The organism is Sphingorhabdus sp., assembly GCF_050921905.1.
Lineage (GTDB): Bacteria > Pseudomonadota > Alphaproteobacteria > Sphingomonadales > Sphingomonadaceae > Sphingorhabdus_B.
The window spans coordinates 1,515,816-1,531,022 of the sequence record NZ_CP050888.1 but is presented as its reverse complement, the minus strand read 5'-3'; the positions used below and the strand labels follow the sequence as shown (position 1 = coordinate 1,531,022).

23 protein-coding genes are annotated in these 15,207 nt (G+C 54.8%); all 23 read left to right on the top strand.

What is annotated here, in order from left to right; genetic code table 11:
* The first annotated feature begins 91 nt into the window (after positions 1-91).
* The 23 genes from HEQ18_RS07355 (at position 92) to rpsN (ending at position 15,206) form a co-directional block, all read left to right on the top strand.
* Positions 92-1,483 carry an alkaline phosphatase PhoX gene (locus HEQ18_RS07355; protein WP_432814211.1) on the top strand — a complete coding sequence of 464 codons (1,392 nt, stop codon included), beginning with the start codon at positions 92-94 and terminating at the stop codon, positions 1,481-1,483.
* Between the two features lie 35 nt (positions 1,484-1,518).
* Positions 1,519-2,385: a type III polyketide synthase gene (locus HEQ18_RS07350; RefSeq protein WP_432814210.1), complete on the top strand. Its 867-nt coding sequence runs from the start codon at positions 1,519-1,521 to the stop codon at positions 2,383-2,385.
* Entirely contained in the window at positions 2,357-2,551 is a 195-nt protein-coding gene (locus HEQ18_RS07345; protein ID WP_432814209.1) for a hypothetical protein, read from the top strand. Before HEQ18_RS07350 ends, HEQ18_RS07345 begins: the two co-directional genes overlap by 29 nt.
* 16 nt (positions 2,552-2,567) lie before the next feature.
* The gene (locus tag HEQ18_RS07340; protein WP_432814208.1) at positions 2,568-3,089 is read left to right on the top strand and encodes an isoprenylcysteine carboxyl methyltransferase family protein; all 522 of its coding nucleotides are present in this window, start codon (positions 2,568-2,570) and stop codon (positions 3,087-3,089) included.
* 182 nt (positions 3,090-3,271) lie between these two features.
* Complete coding sequence (rpsL, locus tag HEQ18_RS07335) at positions 3,272-3,643, top strand: 30S ribosomal protein S12 (RefSeq protein WP_295442718.1); 372 nt, start codon at positions 3,272-3,274, stop codon at positions 3,641-3,643.
* 185 nt (positions 3,644-3,828) lie between these two features.
* Positions 3,829-4,299, top strand: a complete 471-nt coding sequence (gene rpsG / locus HEQ18_RS07330; RefSeq protein ID WP_125229576.1) for a 30S ribosomal protein S7 — start codon at positions 3,829-3,831, stop codon at positions 4,297-4,299.
* Between the two features lie 228 nt (positions 4,300-4,527).
* Positions 4,528-6,600, top strand: coding sequence for an elongation factor G (fusA, locus tag HEQ18_RS07325; protein WP_397604870.1), 2,073 nt, complete (start codon positions 4,528-4,530; stop codon positions 6,598-6,600).
* Positions 6,601-6,691: 91 nt separating this feature from the next.
* Positions 6,692-7,882: an elongation factor Tu gene (gene tuf / locus HEQ18_RS07320; RefSeq protein WP_397604871.1), complete on the top strand. Its 1,191-nt coding sequence runs from the start codon at positions 6,692-6,694 to the stop codon at positions 7,880-7,882.
* Between the two features lie 147 nt (positions 7,883-8,029).
* Positions 8,030-8,341: a 30S ribosomal protein S10 gene (gene rpsJ, locus HEQ18_RS07315; protein WP_022672862.1), complete on the top strand. Its 312-nt coding sequence runs from the start codon at positions 8,030-8,032 to the stop codon at positions 8,339-8,341.
* A gap of 323 nt (positions 8,342-8,664) precedes the next feature.
* Positions 8,665-9,522: a 50S ribosomal protein L3 gene (gene rplC / locus HEQ18_RS07310; RefSeq protein ID WP_397604872.1), complete on the top strand. Its 858-nt coding sequence runs from the start codon at positions 8,665-8,667 to the stop codon at positions 9,520-9,522.
* 3 nt (positions 9,523-9,525) lie between these two features.
* Positions 9,526-10,167 carry a 50S ribosomal protein L4 gene (gene rplD, locus HEQ18_RS07305; protein ID WP_296198176.1) on the top strand — a complete coding sequence of 214 codons (642 nt, stop codon included), beginning with the start codon at positions 9,526-9,528 and terminating at the stop codon, positions 10,165-10,167.
* Positions 10,167-10,475: a 50S ribosomal protein L23 gene (locus HEQ18_RS07300; RefSeq protein WP_432814207.1), complete on the top strand. Its 309-nt coding sequence runs from the start codon at positions 10,167-10,169 to the stop codon at positions 10,473-10,475. Before rplD ends, HEQ18_RS07300 begins: the two co-directional genes overlap by 1 nt.
* Positions 10,476-10,485: 10 nt before the next feature.
* Positions 10,486-11,322, top strand: coding sequence for a 50S ribosomal protein L2 (gene rplB / locus HEQ18_RS07295; protein WP_296198170.1), 837 nt, complete (start codon positions 10,486-10,488; stop codon positions 11,320-11,322).
* Positions 11,323-11,325: 3 nt separating this feature from the next.
* On the top strand, positions 11,326-11,601 hold the full coding sequence (gene rpsS, locus HEQ18_RS07290) for a 30S ribosomal protein S19 (protein WP_295442689.1): 276 nt from the start codon (positions 11,326-11,328) through the stop codon (positions 11,599-11,601).
* On the top strand, positions 11,601-11,981 hold the full coding sequence (gene rplV, locus HEQ18_RS07285; protein ID WP_295442686.1) for a 50S ribosomal protein L22: 381 nt from the start codon (positions 11,601-11,603) through the stop codon (positions 11,979-11,981). The genes rpsS and rplV overlap by 1 nt, the downstream gene beginning before the upstream one ends.
* A 3-nt stretch (positions 11,982-11,984) precedes the next feature.
* Positions 11,985-12,689 carry a 30S ribosomal protein S3 gene (gene rpsC, locus HEQ18_RS07280; RefSeq protein WP_125229585.1) on the top strand — a complete coding sequence of 235 codons (705 nt, stop codon included), beginning with the start codon at positions 11,985-11,987 and terminating at the stop codon, positions 12,687-12,689.
* Between the two features lie 16 nt (positions 12,690-12,705).
* A complete protein-coding gene (gene rplP, locus HEQ18_RS07275; protein WP_295442681.1) occupies positions 12,706-13,140 on the top strand; it encodes a 50S ribosomal protein L16 in 435 nt (144 codons plus the stop codon).
* A 1-nt stretch (position 13,141) separates the two neighbouring features.
* Positions 13,142-13,351, top strand: a complete 210-nt coding sequence (rpmC, locus tag HEQ18_RS07270; protein WP_296198155.1) for a 50S ribosomal protein L29 — start codon at positions 13,142-13,144, stop codon at positions 13,349-13,351.
* Positions 13,352-13,361: 10 nt separating this feature from the next.
* A complete protein-coding gene (gene rpsQ / locus HEQ18_RS07265) occupies positions 13,362-13,628 on the top strand; it encodes a 30S ribosomal protein S17 (RefSeq protein ID WP_296198152.1) in 267 nt (88 codons plus the stop codon).
* A 4-nt stretch (positions 13,629-13,632) separates the two neighbouring features.
* Positions 13,633-14,001 carry a 50S ribosomal protein L14 gene (gene rplN, locus HEQ18_RS07260; RefSeq protein WP_125229589.1) on the top strand — a complete coding sequence of 123 codons (369 nt, stop codon included), beginning with the start codon at positions 13,633-13,635 and terminating at the stop codon, positions 13,999-14,001.
* Positions 14,002-14,003: 2 nt separating this feature from the next.
* Positions 14,004-14,324, top strand: a complete 321-nt coding sequence (gene rplX / locus HEQ18_RS07255) for a 50S ribosomal protein L24 (protein WP_296198147.1) — start codon at positions 14,004-14,006, stop codon at positions 14,322-14,324.
* The gene (rplE, locus tag HEQ18_RS07250; protein ID WP_432814206.1) at positions 14,317-14,901 is read left to right on the top strand and encodes a 50S ribosomal protein L5; all 585 of its coding nucleotides are present in this window, start codon (positions 14,317-14,319) and stop codon (positions 14,899-14,901) included. The genes rplX and rplE overlap by 8 nt, the downstream gene beginning before the upstream one ends.
* Complete coding sequence (rpsN, locus tag HEQ18_RS07245; RefSeq protein WP_183941957.1) at positions 14,901-15,206, top strand: 30S ribosomal protein S14; 306 nt, start codon at positions 14,901-14,903, stop codon at positions 15,204-15,206. The genes rplE and rpsN overlap by 1 nt, the downstream gene beginning before the upstream one ends.
* Position 15,207 lies beyond the last annotated feature (1 nt).

The following is a 15,207-nucleotide window of genomic DNA, read 5'->3' as shown; positions in this document are numbered from 1 at the left end:
CCTTTGGTTTGATTTGCCCTTGCTCTATCAAGCTGCAACGACATTGTCATCTTTCCGGTGTAGTTAAAGGCTAAGTTAATAGGAGCGGGTCATGCAAAGCAGCCATATTTCGTTAAGCAGGCGGCAGTTCGGATTTGGTCTTGGCAGCATCGCGTTTGCGGGGCTTGCCGCGCGTGCGATTGCGCAGGCCCCCGCCGCTGGAGCCAATGAAGTATATGGCTATGGCCCCTTGGTGCGCGACCCAAATAACCTGATCGACCTGCCCAAAGGCTTTGATTATCGTGTCATTTCCCGGCTCGGGAACATCATGGATGATGGCTTTTTGGTGCCAAACTCCGCCGACGGCATGGGCGCTATCGATTTGGGGAAGGGTAAGGTCGCCCTCATCCGCAATCATGAACTTGCCATTAAGGATCATGATTTCGGGCCCTTTACCGGGAATGTGGCAAAGGATTTTCCGGCTTATGACAGGATGGCGGATGACAAATCGATGCCCTTGCCCGGTGGCACGACGACTTTGATATATGATATGAAGACCGGCCAACGCGAGAGTGAGTTTTTGAGCCTTTCCGGCACGATCCGCAATTGCTCTGGCGGGATTACGCCATGGGGAAGCTGGCTGAGCTGCGAGGAAAATGTCACGCGCGCTGGAAGCGGTGTCGGCAAAGACCATGGCTATGTTTTTGAAGTTCCCGCTACGCAGAAAGGCCTTGTTGCGCCCGTACCTTTAAAGGACATGGGGCGTTTCAACCATGAGGCCGCGTGCGTTGATCCGCGCACGGGTATTGTTTACCTGACCGAAGACCGTGGCGACAGTTTACTCTACCGCTTCATCCCCAATCAAAAGGGACAACTTGCAAAAGGCGGACGTCTGCAGGCCTTGGCCTTTGTTCAGGCCGAAATTAGCGATACGCGTAACTGGAATGACGTTCAGGTCAGCAAAGGTCGCCAGTATCAGGTGAAGTGGGTCCCGCTATCAGATCCCGAAAGCCCCCAGGATGACTTACGTAATCAAGGTGCTGCGAAAGGTGCGGCGCTGTTTGCGCGTGGCGAAGGGATTTTTTGGGGAAATGGCGAATTGTTCTTTGCCTGCACCAATGGCGGCATGGCGAAATATGGTCAGATTTTTCGCTATGTTCCATCGGCAGACGAAGGGTCGCTGCGGGAGGGCGAAGCGCCGGGCATTATCGACTTGTTTATGGAATCGGCCAATCCCGCCTTTTACAATTATGGCGACAATATCGCTGTGATGCCAACCGGCCATTTGTTAGTGTGTGAGGACCAATATACCGACATCTCAAACAATCATTTGCGCGGGGTCACTGCTAAGGGGCAGACTTACATGATCGCCCGAAGCCGCGTGCAGACAGAATTTGCGGGTGGCTGTTTTTCGCCCGATGGCTCGACAATGTTTGTCAACATGATGGAGCCGACGATGACGCTGGCGATCACGGGGCCATGGGCTAGCGTAAAGTCTGTCTAGCGGAAACTTTTGAACGGGCGTAGCTGTTACCGTTCATGCACCAGATTCTTCCCCAACTCATTTCGCTTGGTACCGCCGTGCCGTCGCACCGCATCACGCAAGCTGACGTCCTTTCGATTCTGGCTGAGGCCAAAGGGCAGGCCCTGCCTCCGCGCATGGCCGAAATATTGGGCAACACGGGTATCTCGCAGCGCCATATAGCCATGCCGCCCGAATATTATTTTGACTCCAGAAGCTGGGCAAAGCGCGCAGGCGTCTATGAAACTGTCGCCGCGCAGATTTTTGAAGCAGCGGCCATGCAGGCTTTGGCGCGCGCGCATTTGCAGGCCTCTGACATAGGGCAGATTGTTTTCGTATCGACCACCGGAACGATGACGCCCAGCCTGCCAAGCCGCATGATATCGAAAATGGGTTTCGCGCCCAATACACGCTGCATGCCCTTATTTGGCTATGGTTGTGCTGGCGGGGTCATTGGCCTTGGCGTTGCGGCTGATCTGTATCGTGCGTGCCCGGACAGACCGGTCCTGCTGGTCAGCCTTGAACTGTGTAGCCTTGCCTACGACCATGCGCGCATGGATAAAAAAGATATGGTTGCACTTGCGTTGTTTGCCGATGGCTGTGCCGCTGCGGTCATCGGCGCTGGGTCAGGGCCGCAATTGGGTGCATTTGCGAGCCATGTCTGGCCCGACACGCTCGATATGATGGGCTGGGAGATTGGCGATACAGGTTTTGATCTTGTGCTAGCGCGCGACATACCCGTTTTCGTAAACAGCCATTTTGCGCCCGTCTGCGACGATTTTATCGCAAAACATGGCCTGACCAAAGCGGACATGGCCGAGCCCGCCTGTCACCCGGGCGGTGGTCGGGTGGTCGATGCGTCTGGCCGATTATCTAGGGCATGATTTGGCCGCGACACGCAAAGTCTTGCGCGATCATGGCAATATGAGTTCGCCGACGGTTTTGTTTGTGTTGGAGGCATTGCTTGCTGCCGGACCAATTGAGAAACCAACATTGTTAACGGCACTTGGACCGGGATTTGTTGGCGCGATGGGACTTCTCAAGCCATGACCAAAGGGAATCAGTCATGACAGTGTTCGATTGGCCCGTTTGGGCGCTCATTGTCTTTGCTTATGTCATCTTGCAGCGGCTGGCTGAACTGGCTTATGCCAGCGCGAACACCCGCCGCTTGCTGGCTGAAGGTGGTCGTGAGCATGGTGCGAAGCATTATCCTTTGTTTATCGTGCTCCACAGCGGTTGGCTAATCGCCATCCTATTGTTCGCAAAGCCCGAACCGGCACCTAACCTGCTTTTGCTCAACGCATTTATCGCAAGCCAAACCTTCCGCTTCTGGACGTTGGCGAGTATTGGCCGATGGTGGACCACGCGGATCATCAGCGCGCCACATTTCCCGCGCGTGCGGCGCGGCCCATATCGTTTCATCAAGCACCCCAATTATGCCTTGGTCGTTGTGGAGATTGCGGTCCTGCCGCTTCTTCTCGGCGCACCGGCCATGGCATTTACATGCTCCATATTAAACGCTGCGCTTTTGTGGTGGCGGATTAGGATCGAAAATGACGTGCTGACGGAGCGGGTCGGCACTACTTGACCCGATAGCCAGCGGGCGCTAATGGCGCGCATTCTCGGAGCCGAAGCGATGATTCTCTTTGGCCCATGGGAACTACTCAAAATAGCAGCACATTATGTGTCAGGTCGGGTGGATCAAAGGCTGAGCCTCCACCGCAAAAAACGCCTTGCCACCTAAAGTAACCGCTTAACAAAGGTGAAGATATGCCAACGATTAACCAGCTGGTTCGCAAGGGCCGGACCCCGCAGAAGGTCAAGTCCAAGGTCCCTGCGATGGACCAAAATCCACAGAAGCGCGGCGTTTGCACCCGCGTTTACACAACGACCCCGAAAAAGCCGAACTCGGCTTTGCGTAAGGTTGCGAAGATTCGCCTGACAAACCAGCGCGAAGTTATTTCCTATATCCCAGGTGAGGGCCACAACCTTCAAGAGCATAGCGTTGTGCTTATCCGTGGCGGCCGTGTACGCGACCTTCCCGGTGTGCGTTACCACGTGCTTCGCGGCGTACTCGATACACAGGGTGTAAAGGACCGCAAGCAATCGCGTTCCAAATATGGTGCAAAGCGTCCGAAGTGACCCGTCCGGGGGACGGGGCATCCTGAAAAAATCGCTTCAGGCGATTTTGTTCAGCATCTCAAGCCTCCCGAAACGAGGTTATTTGGCCATTTGACGGCACGCCAATCTTCCCGATGGACCCTGAAACAAGTTCAGGGGGACCGAAAAGGGAAAGGCAGTGCCGAGCGAGATAAAGGAAATAAATTATGTCACGTCGTCGTCGTCCCGAAAAGCGCATCATCCTTCCCGATCCAAAATTCGGTGATATCGTGCTTTCGAAGTTTATGAACAACCTGATGCTGGACGGTAAAAAGTCAGCAGCAGAGCGTATCGTCTATGGTGCTTTGGAAACAGTTGAAGCCCGCGCCAAGAAAGATCCTATCCAGACCTTCCATGAAGCGTTGGATAACGTGAAGCCAGGTATCGAAGTGCGCAGCCGCCGTGTGGGTGGTGCGACTTATCAGGTTCCTTGCGAAGTGCGTCCAGAGCGCGCGCAGGCACTTGCGATTCGTTGGTTGATCGGCGCTGCCCGTAACCGCAGCGAAACCACCATGGCCGCCCGTTTGTCGGGTGAGCTGATGGATGCCGCATCGAACCGCGGAAACGCTGTCAAAAAACGTGAAGATACGCACCGTATGGCAGAAGCCAACCGGGCGTTCGCACACTATCGCTGGTAAGTATAATCCTCTCCCGCAGGCGGGAGAGGCAGCGAGACTTTACGCCGAAGGCGGTTAGTCGCAGCGGAGGGGGCAGGGGCCCTCACCAACGCCGACTAGGCAGCAAGCTGCCAAGTCTTTGTATCCTCTGCCGCCTGCGGGAGAGGGAGTTAAATCGGGGGCTGGCATAAACCAGCCCCTTTCCCTATAGGGCAGCGCGAACCGCAGCCCCGCACTGGAGTAACGAATATGGCACGCAGCCATCCACTCAATATGTATCGCAACATCGGTATAATGGCGCATATCGACGCCGGTAAAACTACCACCACCGAGCGTATCCTTTTCTACACTGGCAAGTCGTACAAAATCGGCGAAGTGCATGATGGCGCCGCCACCATGGATTGGATGGAGCAAGAGCAAGAGCGTGGCATCACGATCACGTCGGCTGCTACCACCTGCTTCTGGAATGACCACCGCATCAACATCATTGATACGCCAGGCCACGTTGACTTCACGATTGAAGTTGAGCGTTCGCTGCGCGTTCTCGATGGCGCAGTAGCATGTTTCGACGGCGTTGCAGGCGTTGAGCCTCAGTCCGAAACCGTATGGCGTCAGGCCGACAAATATGGCGTTCCACGCATGTGCTTCATCAACAAGCTCGACCGAACCGGCGCAAACTTCAAATATTGCGTGCAATCGATCATTGATCGTCTGGGTGCACGTCCAGCGGTGCTTTACATTCCAATCGGCCTTGAAGCGGATTTGAAGGGTCTTGTTGACCTTGTGCAAAATCGCGCGATCATCTGGAAAGATGAATCTCTTGGCGCCGATTTCTTCTACGAAGATATCCCTGCTGACTTGGCCGCTGAAGCAGCGAAATATCGCAGCGACCTAATCGAACTTGCCGTTGAGCAAGACGATGTTGCGATGGAAGCATATCTTGAGGGCAATGAGCCAGACGTGGCCACGCTGAAGGCGCTGATCCGCAAGGGCACGCTGAACCAATCGTTCGTTCCTGTCTGCTGTGGCTCGGCGTTTAAGAACAAGGGCGTTCAGCCTTTGCTCGACGCCGTTGTCGATTATCTGCCTTCGCCGCTCGACATTGAAGACGTGCAGGGTGTCCATATGGACAGCCTTGAGCCAGACAGCCGCCCAGCAGCTGACGATGCGCCGTTCTCGGCACTGGCGTTCAAGGTTATGAACGATCCTTTCGTCGGTTCGCTGACCTTCATCCGCATCTATTCGGGTACGCTCGTCAAGGGCACCTACCTGAACTCGGTGAAGGACAAGAAGGAAAAGGTCGGGCGTATGCTCGAAATGCACGCCAACGAACGTAAGGACGTTGACGAAGCATTTGCAGGCGACATCATCGCGCTTGCCGGCATGAAGGAAACAACAACCGGTGACACTTTGTGCGCCGAACGTTTCCCGATCATTTTGGAGCGTATGGAATTCCCTGAGCCCGTTATCGAACTGTCGGTTGAACCAAAGACCAAGGCTGACCAAGAAAAGATGGGCATCGCGCTCAATCGTCTGTCCGCCGAAGATCCGTCGTTCCGCGTGTCTACCGACCATGAATCGGGCCAAACGATCATTAAGGGCATGGGCGAGCTTCACCTCGACATCATCGTCGATCGTATGCGTCGCGAATTTAAGGTTGAAGCCAATGTCGGCGCGCCGCAGGTTGCGTATCGCGAATATCTGGCACGCGAAGTTGACGTTGATTACACCCACAAGAAACAGTCGGGTGGTTCAGGTCAGTTTGGCCGTATCAAGTTCACGGTAAAGCCGGGCGAGCGTGGCACGGGCATCATCTTCAAGGATGAAGTCAAGGGCGGAAACATTCCGAAGGAGTATATCCCATCGGTTGAAAAGGGCATGCGCGAAACCGCAGAGTCCGGATCGCTTATCGGCTTCCCGATCATCGATTTCGAAATCACGCTGTATGACGGCGCATACCATGACGTCGATTCGTCGGCGCTGGCATTCGAAATCGCTGGTCGTGCTGGTATGCGTGAAGCTGCGCAAAAGGCAGGGATCAAACTGCTTGAACCAATTATGAAGGTCGAAGTTGTATCTCCCGAAGAATATCTGGGCGATGTGATCGGCGACATGAACTCACGTCGTGGTCAAATTCAGGGCACTGACAGCCGCGGTAATGCACAGGTTGTCGAGTCCATGGTGCCTTTGGCCAACATGTTCGGCTATGTGAATCAGCTCCGCTCGTTCACGCAAGGACGTGCAAACTACTCGATGTTCTTCAATCATTATGATGAAGTGCCGTCGAACGTTGCAGCCGAAATCAAGGAGAAGCTTGCCTGATAGGCAAAAGCCGACTAATGGCGGCGCCTGATTCAGACGGCGTCGTCCCACCTGATCAAAATATTACCTAATCGAAAGAAGGTTTGAGAAAATGGCAAAAGCTAAATTTGAGCGGACGAAACCGCATTGCAACATTGGTACCATCGGTCACGTTGACCATGGCAAGACAACGCTGACCGCAGCGATCACGAAGATCATGGCCGAAACTTACGGCGGTACCGCTGTTGATTTCGCTAACATCGATAAGGCACCAGAAGAGCGCGAGCGCGGCATCACGATTTCGACTGCACACGTTGAATATGAAACGGCTGCGCGTCACTACGCCCATGTCGACTGCCCAGGCCACGCTGACTATGTTAAGAACATGATCACCGGTGCGGCGCAGATGGACGGCGCTATCCTTGTTGTGAACGCTGCTGACGGCCCAATGCCACAGACTCGCGAGCACATCTTGCTTGCACGTCAGGTTGGCGTTCCTGCCCTCGTTGTTTACATGAACAAGGTTGACCAGGTTGACGACGAAGAAATTCTCGAACTGGTGGAAATGGAAATCCGTGAGCTTCTTTCGAAGTATGATTTCCCAGGTGACGATATTCCAATCGTTCGTGGTTCGGCGCTTGCTGCGCTTGAAGGCCGTGACGACAACATCGGTAAGGAATCGGTTCTTGCATTGATGGCTGCCGTTGATGAAGCTATTCCTCAGCCAGAGCGTCCAATCGACAAGCCATTCCTGATGCCAGTCGAAGACGTGTTCTCGATCTCGGGTCGTGGTACCGTTGTAACGGGCCGCGTTGAAACCGGAATCGTCAAGGTCGGTGAAGAAGTTGAAATCGTTGGTATCAAGGACACCAAGAAGACGACCGTTACCGGCGTTGAAATGTTCCGCAAGCTGCTCGACGAAGGCCGCGCAGGCGACAACATCGGTGCACTTGTTCGTGGCGTAGGTCGTGAAGAAGTTGAGCGTGGTCAGGTTCTCTGCAAGCCAGGTTCGGTTACGCCGCACACTGAGTTTTCGGCAGAAATCTATGTTCTTTCAAAGGATGAAGGCGGCCGTCACACGCCATTCTTCGCAAACTATCGTCCACAGTTCTACTTCCGTACGACTGACGTAACCGGCGAAGTGATCCTTCCAGAAGGCACGGAAATGGTTATGCCAGGCGACAACGTAACGATCGCTGTTAAGTTGATTGCACCAATCGCTATGGACCCAGGTCTTCGCTTCGCAATTCGCGAAGGCGGACGTACTGTCGGTTCTGGGGTTGTCAGCACCATCACGAAGTAATATAGGCCGCGCATCCCGCCTGAATCCTTGATTCGGGCGGGGCGGTTTTAAGAAATTTAAAACAGTTGCTCCGGCTTCGAAAGCGTAAGTCGGAGTGGCTGTTTTTCGGCTCTTTGATATTGATAGAATTTGGAAATTGGTGAGACCATGGAAACGCAAAATATTCGCATCCGTCTGAAAGCATTTGACCATCGGGTCCTCGATCAGGCGACTGGTGATATTGCCGACACAGCTCGCCGCACAGGCGCACTTATTCGTGGGCCAATTCCACTTCCTACCCGTATCGAAAAGTTCACCGTAAACCGTGGGCCGCACGTCGACAAAAAGTCGCGCGAGCAGTTCGAAGTTCGGACATATAAAAGGTTGCTCGACATTGTGCAGCCCACGCCACAGACCGTTGACGCGCTTATGAAGCTCGATCTTGCTGCTGGTGTGAATGTCGAAATCAAGCTTGCTTAATCCGCAAGGATTAAGCACGCGCAGCCCCGGACTTGATCCGGGGTGCAGATAGGTCAGGCGCTACGCTGCTTGAGGCCCCAGCTACGGTCGGGGTTATGAAATTGGGGCTTCGGCCCTGAGGACAATGGAATACCGCCGGGCGTCACTCTTCGGAGTAATTTGGCCCGGGCTGCGTTCCCCGTCTTACCAGATTGCGCATCAAATTGCGCCACTGGTGCCTAGCCCGGACGGGGCAATGCTTAGAATTCAGGGCTGGATTTAGGCGTCACGCCCTCCTGGCAATCGTGCCAGCCGGGCCTCTGACATAAGTTGGAGTATGGATCATGCGCACTGGCGTGATCGCGAAAAAGATGGGTATGATGCGCCTCTTCAATGAAGACGGCCGTCACGTTCCTGTCACCGTATTGGCGCTGGAAGGCTGCCAAGTGGTCGGAGCTCGTAACGAGGAACGCGATGGTTATTTTGCCGTCCGCCTTGGTGCAGGAGCCCGTAAAGCGAAAAATGTAAACAAACCGCAACGTGGCGAATTCGCTAAAGCACAAGTCGAGCCAAAAGCTCGCGTCGCTGAATTCCGCGTTGATAATGCTGATGGCTTGTTGCCAGTCGGTGCCACCGTTTCTGCGGACCATTTCATTGACGGCCAATTGGTCGACATTACTGGCCACACGCAGGGTAAGGGCTTTGCCGGCGCGATGAAGCGTTGGGGCTTTGGCGGTATGCGTGCATCGCATGGTGTTTCGATTACCCACCGTGCCCATGGTTCGACTGGCCAACGCCAGGATCCGGGCAAGGTTTTCAAGAACAAGAAGATGGCCGGCCACATGGGCGACCGTCAGCGTACGCAGCAGAATCTCGAAATCGTACGCACGGACGTCGCGCGCGGTCTCATCTTCGTGAAGGGCTCTGTCCCTGGGGCGAAGAATGGCTGGTTGCTCGTTCGTGATGCGGTGAAGGTTCCTACCCCTGACGCTGCTCCATTCCCCGGTGCGTTGAAGAATGACAATGAGGCTCCAATAGCTGAAGACGTCATCATCAACACCGAAGTGGACGTTGCAGACACCCCAGCCGTCGAAGCTGAAGCGCCCTCTATTGAGGTCGCCGCTGAAGCTGCACCCGCTGTCGAAGCCGCTGCTGTTGAAGCACCTGCTGCAGACGCCGGCGAAGAAAAGAAGGAGGGCTAAACCATGAAGCTCAAGGTTCAAACCCTCGACGCCAAAGCAAAGGGCGACATCGACCTGAATGACGACGTATTTGGCATTGAGCCACGCGCCGACATTTTGCACCGTGTTGTCACCTGGCAGCGTGAGAAGGCCCGCGGTACGGCTCGTCCTACCCGTGAGCGTTCGGACGTTGCGCGCACCGGCAAGAAATTTGGTAACCAGAAGGGTGGCGGTACAGCCCGTCACGGTGACCGCGCTGCGCCGATCTTCATCGGTGGTGGTAAGGCCCATGGTGCCCGCCTGCGTGACTTTAACCCGTCGTTGAATAAGAAGATCCGTTCATTGGGTCTGAAGATGGCGCTTTCGAGCAAAGCAAAGTCGGGTTCGTTAATCGTTCTTGAAAATCTTGATCTGGCTGCTGCAAAGACTGCGGCGCTTAAGGGTCAAGTTGGCAAGCTCGGTTTCGGCAAGTCGACATTGGTTATCGATGGCGACGCCGTCAGTGACAATTTCCGTCTGGCTTCGGCTAATCTGGTCGGCATCAACGTGATGCCAGCCGTTGGCGCGAATGTTTATGACATCCTGAAGCATGACACTCTGGTTTTGACCCGTGCTGCGGTCGAGAAGCTGGAAGCACGCTTCGCCCTTACGGGAGGTGCCAACTAATGGCTAAGGATAAAGCAATCGACGTGCGTCATTATGACGTCATCGTTGCCCCGCACATCACCGAAAAAGCAACCTTGCTGTCGGAACATAACGCTGTTGTGTTCAAGGTCACGGGAAGCTCGACCAAGCCACAGATCAAGGCAGCCGTAGAGGCCTTGTTCGATGTGAAGGTCACGAACGTGAACACCCTCGTGCAAAAGGGCAAAACCAAGCGTTGGAAGGGCAAGCCCTACAGACGCTCGGATGTCAAAAAAGCGATCGTAACTTTGGCCGAAGGCCAGAGCATCGACGTGACCACCGGTATTTAAGGGCAGGATAATGGCACTCAAAAGCTACAAACCAACTAGCCCCGCCCGTCGCGGCCTTGTGCTGGTTGACCGGTCAAGCTTGTACAAAGGCGGTCCCGTTAAGGGTCTGACCGAAGGCAAGAGCAAGACCGGCGGCCGTAACAACAAGGGGCATGTGACGTCGCGCGGTATCGGCGGCGGTCACAAGCAGAAATATCGTCTGATCGACTTCAAGCGTCGTAAATGGGATATGCCTGCAACGGTTGAGCGTCTGGAATATGACCCCAACCGTTCTGCCTTCATCGCGCTTGTAAAGTACGAAGACGGTGAATTGGCTTACATCATTGCGCCGCAGCGTCTCGCCGTTGGTGACTCGATTGTTGCGGGTGAAAAGACCGACGTTAAGCCTGGTAACGCAATGTTGCTGAGCCAGATGCCCGTCGGCACCATTTGCCACAACATCGAAATGAAGCCCGGCAAGGGCGGTCAGATCGCCCGTTCGGCAGGCACATATGTGCAACTCGTCGGTCGTGACGGTGGTCGCGTTATCGTTCGCCTGAACTCAGGTGAGCAGCGCTACATTCTCGGCACTTGCATGGGCACAGTTGGTGCGGTTTCGAACCCTGACAACTCGAACACGACACTTGCTAAGGCAGGCCGTAACCGTTGGCGCGGTATTCGCCCGCTGACGCGCGGTGTTGCTAAGAACCCAGTCGATCACCCGCATGGTGGTGGTGAGGGTCGTACTTCAGGTGGCCGCCATCCGGTTACACCTTGGGGTAAGCCAACAAAGGGTGCTCGTACCCGCAGCAACAAGTCGACCGACCGGATGATCATCCGTTCGCGGCATGCTAAGAAGAAGAGGTAACTCATGTCTCGTTCCGTCTGGAAAGGTCCGTTTGTTGACCTCTATCTGTTGAAAAAAGCAGAAACCGCTCAGGAAGCATCGAAGGCTGCACCAATCAAGACCTGGTCGCGTCGCTCGACAATCCTGCCTCAGTTCGTTGGCCTGACGTTCAGCGTCTATAATGGCCACAAGTTCATTCCCGTTTCGGTGAATGAGGACATGGTCGGTCATAAGCTTGGTGAGTTCGCTCCAACGCGTACATATCATGGCCATGGCGCAGATAAGAAGGGCAAACGCTAATGGGTAAGGCATCCGCACCCCGTCGTGTCGCCGACAATGAAGCACTGGCAGTGGGCACAACCATCCGTGGTTCGGCTCAGAAGCTTGGTCTCGTTGCCGCGCTGATCCGTGGCAAGAAAGCCGAAGACGCGCTCAACATCCTGAAATTCTCTACCAAGGGAATGGCGGATGACGTGCGCAAGGTTCTGGCATCCGCCATCGCCAACGCCGAAAACAACCACAATCTTGACGTCGACAGCCTTGTTGTCGCCGAGGCAAGCGTTGGCAAGGCGCTGACCATGAAGCGTTTCATGGCCCGCGGCCGCGGCAAGTCGAGCCGGATCGTTAAACCATTCAGCCGTCTGCGTATCGTTGTGCGCGAACAGCAAGAAGAGGCATAAGTCATGGGTCAGAAATCAAATCCAATCGGGCTTCGCCTGCAAATCAACCGGACTTGGGATAGCCGTTGGTACGCCGAAGGTGCGGAATATGGCCGCATGCTTCTGGAAGATATCAAAATTCGCAAGTTCATCTTTGAAACACTGCCACAAGCAGCGATTTCAAAGGTCGTTATCGAGCGTCCTGCCAAAAACTGCCGCGTTTCAATCTACGCAGCACGTCCCGGCGTGATCATCGGCAAGAAGGGCGCGGACATTGAAAAGCTGAAAAAGCTGATCAACAAGTTCACAACCGCTGAAGTGTCGTTGAACATCGTTGAAATCCGCAAGCCGGAAGTTGACGCAAAGCTCGTAGCGCAAGGCATTGCTGACCAGCTTATCCGCCGTATCGCTTTCCGTCGCGCCATGAAGCGCGCGATGCAGTCAGCCATGCGTTTGGGTGCAGAAGGCATCAAGATCACCTGCGGTGGTCGTTTGGGCGGCGCAGAAATTGCCCGCGTTGAATCATACCGCGAAGGCCGCGTGCCTGCACATACCCTTCGTGCCAACATTGACTATGCCGAAGCCGAAGCGCTGACTGCTTATGGCATCATCGGCATTAAATGCTGGATCTTCAAAGGCGAAATCTTGGGTCATGACCCAATGGCAACTGACCGGCTGATGATGGAAGCGCAGACTTCCGGCGTCCGTCCGCAGTCTGACCGCCGCTAAAGGTTAGGAACTAGATATGTTGCAACCAAAGAAAACAAAGTTCCGTAAGCAGTTCAAGGGACGTATCAAGGGCGAAGCCAAGGGCGGGTCTGACCTGAACTTCGGTTCATACGGCCTGAAGGCGCTTGAGCCAGAGCGGATTACTGCACGTCAGATCGAAGCGGCCCGCCGCGCGATTACACGTCATATCAGGCGTCAGGGACGTTTGTGGATCCGCATCTTCCCGGACGTGCCAGTCACGAAAAAGCCTGCCGAAGTTCGTCAGGGTAAGGGCAAGGGTTCGGTCGAATATTGGGCAGCCAAGGTTAAGCCTGGCCGCATCATGTTTGAACTCGACGGTGTTCCTGGTCCAATCGCAGCTGTCGCATTCCAGCGTGCAGCCATGAAACTGCCAATCAAGACCAAGGTCGTGGCGCGTCTCGGCGACACCTCGCATCTGGGAGCATCATAAGATGAGCAAAACCGAAGATCTCCGCGTTAGGAGCGACGATCAGCTTGCTGTTCAGCTCGGCGAATTGAAGCGCGAAGCGTTTAACCTGCGTTTCCAATCGGCCACTGGCCAGATGGAAAAGCCGGCACGTGTGCGTGAAGTGCGTCGTGACATCGCCCGCATCAAAACCCTGCAGGGTGAGCGCCAGCGCGCCGCCGCAAAGACGGCATAAGGAGCTACCCATGCCAAAACGTATTCTCACCGGGACGGTGGTCTCCGACAAGAATGACAAGACGATTGTCGTTCTGGTCGAGCGCAAAGTGAAGCACCCGCTTTACGGCAAGATCATCCGTCGCACAAAGAAGTATCACGCCCATGACGAAAACAACGTCGTCAAAGAGGGCCAGGTCGTCCGCATCGAAGAGTGTGCGCCGATTTCCAAGAACAAGACCTGGCGCTTGGTGGCTGATGCCGCTGTAGCCCCGGTCGCAGCAACAACGGAGGATTGATCCCATGATTCAGATGCAATCCAACCTCGATGTTGCGGACAACAGCGGCGCAAAGCGCGTTCAGTGCATTAAGGTGCTTGGCGGTTCCAAGCGTCGCGTGGCTGGCGTTGGCGACATCATCGTGGTGTCGATCAAGGAAGCTGCGCCGCGTGGTAAGGTGAAGAAGGGTGACGTGCATAAGGCCGTTATCGTTCGCACCCGCAAAGACATCCGCCGTGCCGATGGCTCGGTCATTCGCTTCGACTCTAACGCTGCTGTGCTTATCGGTAACAACAAGGAGCCGATTGGCACACGTATTTTCGGACCAGTTGTTCGCGAACTGCGTGCCAAGAACCACATGAAAATCATCAGCTTGGCACCGGAGGTGCTATAACAATGGCTCTGGCAAAAATCAAAAAGGGTGACACGGTCGTCGTGCTTGCCGGTAAAGACAAGGGCAAATCTGGCGAAGTAACCGCCGTGATGCCTAAGGACAGCAAAGTCGTCGTTTCTGGCGTCAACATCGCTGTGCGTCACCGGAAAGCTTCGCAGGCCAACCCGCAGGGCGGTCTCGACCGCTTCGAAGCTCCGCTGCACATTTCGAATGTGGCTTTGGCGGATCCCAAGACCGGCAAGGCAACGCGCGTTCGCGTGGAAACCAAAGACGGCAAGAAGGTCCGTGTGGCCGTGAAGTCCGGGGAGACGATCAGTGGCTGATACTAAATACACGCCTCGCATGAAGAAGCTGTACGACGAAACCGTTGTAAAGGGTCTGACTGAAAAATTCGGTTATACAAACCGCTTTGCTGTTCCAAAGATCGATAAGATCACACTCAACATGGGTGTGGGCGAAGGGTCGCAGGACAAGAAGAAGGTTACGACCGCTCTTGCTGAAATGGAACTGATTGCTGGTCAAAAGCCGGTGATCACCAAGGCGAAGAAGTCGATCGCTGGTTTTAAGCTGCGTGAAGGCATGCCAATCGGCGTGAAAGTAACGCTGCGCGGTGCCCAGATGTATGAATTCCTTGACCGTTTGGTTACGATCGCGATGCCACGTATTCGCGATTTCCGCGGCCTGAACCCAAAGAGCTTTGATGGTCGTGGCAACTTCGCCATGGGTCTTAAGGAACAGATCATTTTCCCAGAAATCAGCTATGACGCCATCGACGTGGTGCGCGGAATGGATGTGATCGTAACGACTTCGGCAAACTCGGATGACGAGGCGCGCGAACTGCTTAAGCTGTTCGGCTTCCCGTTCCCAGTAGAAGAAGCTGATGAAAAGGCGGCTGCATAATGGCTAAACTGAGCTCCATAAACAAGAACGAGCGTCGCAAGAAGCTGGCTAAGAAATATGCCGGTCGCTACGCAAAGCTCAAAGCGATGGCGAAAGACCAGTCGCTTGATGATAGCGAGCGTTTGATCGCTCGCCTGAAAATGGCTGAAATTCCTCGTAATGGTAACCCGCACCGCGTGCGCAACCGTTGCGAAACCACCGGGCGTCCTCGCGGCGTGTACCGTAAATTCAAGCTGAACCGTATCGAACTGCGTAATCTTGCCAATAAGGGCATGATCCCGGGCGTTACGAAGTCGAGCTGGTAAG

What these genes read in the sequence shown, in the direction of transcription:
- HEQ18_RS07355 (WP_432814211.1), top strand. Translation starts at nt 92, where the DNA reads ATGCAAAGCAGCCATATTTCGTTAAGCAGGCGGCAGTTCGGATTTGGT.
- HEQ18_RS07350 (WP_432814210.1), top strand. Translation starts at nt 1,519, where the DNA reads ATGCACCAGATTCTTCCCCAACTCATTTCGCTTGGTACCGCCGTGCCG.
- HEQ18_RS07345 (WP_432814209.1), top strand. Translation starts at nt 2,357, where the DNA reads ATGCGTCTGGCCGATTATCTAGGGCATGATTTGGCCGCGACACGCAAA.
- HEQ18_RS07340 (WP_432814208.1), top strand. Translation starts at nt 2,568, where the DNA reads ATGACAGTGTTCGATTGGCCCGTTTGGGCGCTCATTGTCTTTGCTTAT.
- rpsL (WP_295442718.1), top strand. Translation starts at nt 3,272, where the DNA reads ATGCCAACGATTAACCAGCTGGTTCGCAAGGGCCGGACCCCGCAGAAG.
- rpsG (WP_125229576.1), top strand. Translation starts at nt 3,829, where the DNA reads ATGTCACGTCGTCGTCGTCCCGAAAAGCGCATCATCCTTCCCGATCCA.
- fusA (WP_397604870.1), top strand. Translation starts at nt 4,528, where the DNA reads ATGGCACGCAGCCATCCACTCAATATGTATCGCAACATCGGTATAATG.
- tuf (WP_397604871.1), top strand. Translation starts at nt 6,692, where the DNA reads ATGGCAAAAGCTAAATTTGAGCGGACGAAACCGCATTGCAACATTGGT.
- rpsJ (WP_022672862.1), top strand. Translation starts at nt 8,030, where the DNA reads ATGGAAACGCAAAATATTCGCATCCGTCTGAAAGCATTTGACCATCGG.
- rplC (WP_397604872.1), top strand. Translation starts at nt 8,665, where the DNA reads ATGCGCACTGGCGTGATCGCGAAAAAGATGGGTATGATGCGCCTCTTC.
- rplD (WP_296198176.1), top strand. Translation starts at nt 9,526, where the DNA reads ATGAAGCTCAAGGTTCAAACCCTCGACGCCAAAGCAAAGGGCGACATC.
- HEQ18_RS07300 (WP_432814207.1), top strand. Translation starts at nt 10,167, where the DNA reads ATGGCTAAGGATAAAGCAATCGACGTGCGTCATTATGACGTCATCGTT.
- rplB (WP_296198170.1), top strand. Translation starts at nt 10,486, where the DNA reads ATGGCACTCAAAAGCTACAAACCAACTAGCCCCGCCCGTCGCGGCCTT.
- rpsS (WP_295442689.1), top strand. Translation starts at nt 11,326, where the DNA reads ATGTCTCGTTCCGTCTGGAAAGGTCCGTTTGTTGACCTCTATCTGTTG.
- rplV (WP_295442686.1), top strand. Translation starts at nt 11,601, where the DNA reads ATGGGTAAGGCATCCGCACCCCGTCGTGTCGCCGACAATGAAGCACTG.
- rpsC (WP_125229585.1), top strand. Translation starts at nt 11,985, where the DNA reads ATGGGTCAGAAATCAAATCCAATCGGGCTTCGCCTGCAAATCAACCGG.
- rplP (WP_295442681.1), top strand. Translation starts at nt 12,706, where the DNA reads ATGTTGCAACCAAAGAAAACAAAGTTCCGTAAGCAGTTCAAGGGACGT.
- rpmC (WP_296198155.1), top strand. Translation starts at nt 13,142, where the DNA reads ATGAGCAAAACCGAAGATCTCCGCGTTAGGAGCGACGATCAGCTTGCT.
- rpsQ (WP_296198152.1), top strand. Translation starts at nt 13,362, where the DNA reads ATGCCAAAACGTATTCTCACCGGGACGGTGGTCTCCGACAAGAATGAC.
- rplN (WP_125229589.1), top strand. Translation starts at nt 13,633, where the DNA reads ATGATTCAGATGCAATCCAACCTCGATGTTGCGGACAACAGCGGCGCA.
- rplX (WP_296198147.1), top strand. Translation starts at nt 14,004, where the DNA reads ATGGCTCTGGCAAAAATCAAAAAGGGTGACACGGTCGTCGTGCTTGCC.
- rpsN (WP_183941957.1), top strand. Translation starts at nt 14,901, where the DNA reads ATGGCTAAACTGAGCTCCATAAACAAGAACGAGCGTCGCAAGAAGCTG.